A 1,693-nucleotide genomic window follows, 5' to 3' on the forward strand; every position below is an offset into this window, starting at 1 on the left:
GTGACATGCTCCCACCACTTAAATCCCAGATTTTGAAGTGGGGGCTTCTTGCTCAATGACTCTACCGAGCCAAGTATCTACAAGCTATCCTCGCGTGCCCCGCGATTCTTTTTGCCCGGACACGGGCGCATTTTCTTACTTATTGTCCGGATATGGACAGTTTATACTGCCAGCATCCTTCTTGCCTCTTCACGGATATTGATCGCTGCATTTCGATCTCTGTCCATCTCATTTCCACACGTGCAGCGGTATACTCTTTCGGATAATCCCAGCTCTTTTTTTATCTTTCCGCATTTACTGCATTTTTTGCTTGAAGGGAAAAAGCGGTCTATCTTTACTAATTTCTTTCCCTTCCAGGCAAGCTTATAATCCAGCATATTCCGGAACATCCCGTATCCATTATCCTGTACACTTTTTCCAAAATGCAGGCACTGGCCCATTGCTTTCATATCAATATCTTCTACCGCGACTATATCGTACTGGTCTGTAATCCTGCGGCTCAATTTATGCAGATAATCCTTTCTCTGGTTTCGTATTTTTTCATGGCACCTGGCAACTTTCTTTTTCTGCCGCACATAATTGCGGCTTTCTTTTACACATCTCGACAGTTTACGCTGCTCCCTTGCCAGCCTTTTTTCATTTCTTCTGAAGAATCCTGCTTTTTCAAGTTCAATCTCTTCTGAAAACACTGCCATCCCCTGCATCGCATAATCAATCCCCAGTATTTTGGCATTGCTGTAATCTTCATCTGCTGCTTGGTTTTCGCAGCTGTATCCTTCATACAGCAGACTTGCAAAATACTTTCCGGACGGCTCCATACTGACTGTCACTGATTTCAGACAGCAGTTTTCTGCAGGCTCCCTGTGTTTTTTCATGGAGATCCATTTTAATTTGGGAAGCCGGATCCGCTTATCTTCTACCAGAATATTTCCGTTGACTACATTTGTTGTGTAGCTGTTTTTGGAGTGATGTTTTGACTTGAAACGTGGAAATCCAACCTTGGGATCACGGAAAAAATTCTTATATGCTTTCTCCAGATGAAGCTGAACATTTGCCAGTGCCAGCGAATCTACTTCTTTCAGAAATGAATACTCCTTTTTATACATGGCTGGTGTATTTTTAACAGTTTTTTCGTCTTTTTATACTCCCGGATCTTGTCATTAAGCATCTGGTTATACAGAAAACGGCAGCAGCCAAATGTTTTTCCCAGAAGTATCTTCTGTTCTTCTGTTGGATAGATCCGGAAACGATATGCTATGTTCAATGCTTTTTCTCTCCCTGGGTTTCGATGTATTGACGGATCACTTCAACTGGTGCGCCTCCTGCCGTCAAAAGGCAGAAACTCTGACTCCAGAATGCTTCTTTCCAAAGTTTTTCCCGGATTTCCGGATACTCTTTTTTCAGCAGCCTGCTGCTGGCACTTTTATATGCATTGATAAATTTACTGAGTTCCGTTTTAGGCTGTGCACGAAACATTACATGCACATGGTCAATATCATGATTCCATTCCTCCAAAACAATTCCATATCGGGGTGCAATATATTCCCATATTTCTTTTGCTCTTTCTGAAATTGGGTCATTGATAACTTTTCTTCGATATTTTACCACCATGATCAGATGATAATACATCAAATATACTGAATGTGCATTGTGATCTATTTTTTCCATAAAAACAGTCCTTTTTTGATCTTTT

At 41.3% G+C, this 1,693-nt stretch carries 3 protein-coding genes; all 3 read right to left on the minus strand.

Annotation, left to right across the window (positions count from 1 at the left end):
- Positions 1–161 precede the first annotated feature (161 nt).
- From LJE09_RS17130 to tnpA, 3 genes are read right to left on the minus strand one after another with little or no spacing between them, the layout of a single operon-like run.
- On the minus strand, positions 162–1,106 hold the full coding sequence (locus tag LJE09_RS17130) for an RNA-guided endonuclease TnpB family protein (protein ID WP_008707455.1): 945 nt from the start codon (positions 1,104–1,106) through the stop codon (positions 162–164).
- Complete coding sequence (locus LJE09_RS19280) at positions 1,079–1,264, minus strand: helix-turn-helix domain-containing protein (protein ID WP_008707453.1); 186 nt, start codon at positions 1,262–1,264, stop codon at positions 1,079–1,081. The genes LJE09_RS17130 and LJE09_RS19280 overlap by 28 nt, the downstream gene beginning before the upstream one ends.
- Positions 1,261–1,668: an IS200/IS605 family transposase gene (gene tnpA, locus LJE09_RS17135; protein WP_008707451.1), complete on the minus strand. Its 408-nt coding sequence runs from the start codon at positions 1,666–1,668 to the stop codon at positions 1,261–1,263. The genes LJE09_RS19280 and tnpA overlap by 4 nt, the downstream gene beginning before the upstream one ends.
- Between the last annotated feature and the right edge of the window lie 25 nt (positions 1,669–1,693).

The organism is Blautia sp. DFI.3.45, from assembly GCF_020593505.1.
Classification (GTDB): Bacteria; Bacillota; Clostridia; order Lachnospirales; family Lachnospiraceae; genus Blautia_A; species Blautia_A wexlerae.